Origin of the sequence: Nocardiopsis sp. TNDT3 (assembly GCF_003427465.1) — a bacterium.
GTDB lineage: Bacteria > Actinomycetota > Actinomycetes > Streptosporangiales > Streptosporangiaceae > Nocardiopsis > Nocardiopsis dassonvillei.
Map to the genome: position 1 here is coordinate 1 of NZ_QPFC01000579.1, position 2,787 is coordinate 2,787.

The window sequence follows — 2,787 nt, forward strand, 5'->3', positions numbered from 1 at the left end:
CGCTCGCTGGGCCTGCGCAACGCCGAGCACACCGACGACTGGGTTCCGGTCCTCGCCGCGGCATCCGTCACCTCCCGCCTGCACACCCTGGACCTGTCCCTGGGCACCCTCACCGACAAGGGCGCTCGTGCCCTGGTCGAGGCCGCGCCCGCCTTCGCGCACCTGAAGCGGCTCGACCTGCACCACCACTACCTGTCCGAGGAGATGAGCGAGCACGTCCGGGCCGCCTTCGCCGGGACAGGGGTGGACGTGGACCTGTCCGACCGCGAGGTCGGCAGTGACTGGGAGGACGAGGACTTCGACTACGACTCGGCCTGCTACTACACGGCCGTCGCCGAGTAGGGCCCGCGCCGTCCGTCCTGTCACTCCGGGCTGCTAGATATGTTCCTGCCCGAAACCCCGAGGTAGGAGCCCCCTGTGCCGAACAGCCACCACATCACCGAGTTCGCGGGCCTGCCCGTGGTCGAGTTCCCCGCGGTCGAGACCGAGGAGGGCGGCATCTACTCCGAGGACCCGCCCCAGTCCCCCGAGGCGCTGACCGCGGCGGTCGCCGACCCCGGCTCGGTGGCGTGGCGGCTGCGCGTCTCGTCGGTCTACCCGGCCGAGGACTTCCGGGACTACTTCGCCCGCTTCCTCGCGGCCGTGGACACCGGCCGGGTCCGGGCCCTGATCGTCGGCGGCTGGGGCGACTTCGAGGAGGAGCCGCCCTCGACCGTCCCGCGCGACGCGCTCATCGCCGACGCCGACGCGTTCCCCGAACTGCGGGCGCTGTTCTTCGGCGAGATCCTCCAGGAGGAGTACGAGATCTCCTGGATCCACCAGACCGACCTGGCGCCCCTGGTGGCGGCGTTCCCCCTGCTGGAGGAACTGACCGTGCGCGGCACCGGCGACCCCTACCTGGGCGACGGCAAGCTGGAGCTGGCCCTGGCCGAGCACACCGGCCTGCGGACCCTGGTCCTGCAGACCGGCGGCCTGCCCGGCCAGGTCTCGCGCGAGATCGCCGCCTCGCCGCTGCCCTCCCTGGAGAACCTCGAACTGTGGCTGGGCGTGGAGAACTACCGGGGTGACACCACCCCGGACGACCTGGCGCGGGTGCTCTCCGGCGAGGCCTTCCCCGAACTGCGCTACCTGGGCCTGCGCAACGCCGAGGGCGTGGACGAGTGGATCCCCGTCCTGGCCAAGGCCCCCGTCCTGGCCTCCCTGGACGTCCTGGACCTGTCCCTGGGCATCCTCACCGACAAGGGCGGACAGGCCCTGGTGGAGTCCGCGTCCGCGTTCGCGGGGCTGCGCCGCCTGGACCTGCACCACCACTACCTGTCCGAGGGCGTGCAGGCGCGGATCCGCGCCGCCCTGCCGGGGGTGGAGGTGGACCTGTCCGAGCACCGGGAGCCGTACACCCACGGGGGCGGCGAGCCGTACTACTACACCGCGGTCGCGGAGTGACCCCGGGACGGCCTCTGGTCGTCGTCGGGGTCCCCGGCCACCGGCGCCTGGAACTGTTCGCCGCCGCGGCCGGGGCCCTCGGCCTGCCCGGACCGGTGGTCGTGCCGTGGCGCGATCTGGCCGCCGGGCCGGTGGAGCTGCCGCGTGACGCCCTGGTCCGGGTGGACTCCCCCGGCGGCGACGCCGAGACCGAGCGCCTGCTGCGGGGCTGGGAGCACACCCCCGACCTGTACCGGGCCGAGGGCACCGGCGACCAGCACGCCGGGTTCCGGGCCGCGCTGGACCGGCTCGCCGAGGCGGTGCGCGCCACGCCGGGCGCGGCCCTGCTCCAGGAGCCCGCCGACCTGGTGGACATGTGCGACAAGCGGCGCTGCCACGCCCGCCTGGCGGCGGCCGGGGTGCCGGTGCCGCCCGCCCTGCCCGGACCGGTCACCGGCTACGCGTCGCTGCGCGCGGCGATGGAGGCCCACCGCTGGCCGAGGGTGTTCGTCAAGCCCGCGCACGGTTCCTCGGCCTCCGGCGTGGTGGCGCTGGCCACCGCCTCGGGCGGACGGGTCCGCGCGGTCACCTCGGCCGACCTGGTCCGGGGCGCCGACGGCTCCGTGGAGCTGTACAACAGCCTGCGGCTGCGCACCTACACCCGCGAGGAGGACGTCGCGGCGGTGGTGGACGCCCTGGCCCCCGACCACCTGCACGTGGAGCGGTGGGTGCCCAAGGCGGGGTTCGCGGGCAGGGCCGTGGACCTGCGCGTGGTGGTGGTCGCGGGCCGGGCCGCCCACGTCGTGGTGCGCTCCTCGTCCTCGCCCATGACCAACCTGCACCTGGGCAACGCCCGGGGCGACCTGGCGGCCCTGCGGGAGTCGGTGGGCCCCCACGCCTGGGAGCAGGCGATGGCCACGGCCGAGGCCGCCGCCGCGTGCTTCCCGCGCACCCTGTACGCCGGGGTGGACCTGCTGGCCTCCCCGGGGTGGCGGGAGTTCGCCGTGTGCGAGGTCAACGCCTTCGGCGATCTGCTCCCCGGCGTCCTGCACGAGGGCCGCGACACCTACGCCGAGCAGCTGCACGCCCTGACCACCGGCCGTTTCCCCGTCCCCGAACCCGAGAGCGTATGAACAGCACCGCACCCGACATGAACGCCGTGGTGGGCACGCACGACATCCTGCTGCTCACCCTGGACACCCTCCGCCACGACGTGGCCGCCGAGCTGGCCGAGGCGGGACGCACCCCGAACCTGGCCCGGCTGCTGCCGGACGGGCGGTGGGAGCGCAGGCACGCGCCCGCGAGCTTCACCTACGCCTCCCACCTGGCGATGCTCGCCGGGTTCCTGCCCACCCCCGCCTCCCC

At 74.6% G+C, this 2,787-nt stretch carries 2 protein-coding genes and 2 pseudogenes; all 4 read left to right on the forward strand.

The window, feature by feature from the left end; genetic code table 11:
* Positions 1-342, forward strand: a pseudogene (locus DQW06_RS14810) (hypothetical protein); the annotation flags it as partial.
* Between the two features lie 75 nt (positions 343-417).
* Entirely contained in the window at positions 418-1,443 is a 1,026-nt protein-coding gene (locus DQW06_RS14815; RefSeq protein WP_013155104.1) for an STM4015 family protein, read from the forward strand.
* Complete coding sequence (locus tag DQW06_RS14820) at positions 1,440-2,555, forward strand: STM4014 family protein (protein WP_013155105.1); 1,116 nt, start codon at positions 1,440-1,442, stop codon at positions 2,553-2,555. Before DQW06_RS14815 ends, DQW06_RS14820 begins: the two co-directional genes overlap by 4 nt.
* A pseudogene (locus tag DQW06_RS14825) lies at positions 2,552-2,787 on the forward strand (metalloenzyme domain-containing protein); the annotation flags it as partial. The gene DQW06_RS14820 and the pseudogene DQW06_RS14825, both read left to right, overlap by 4 nt.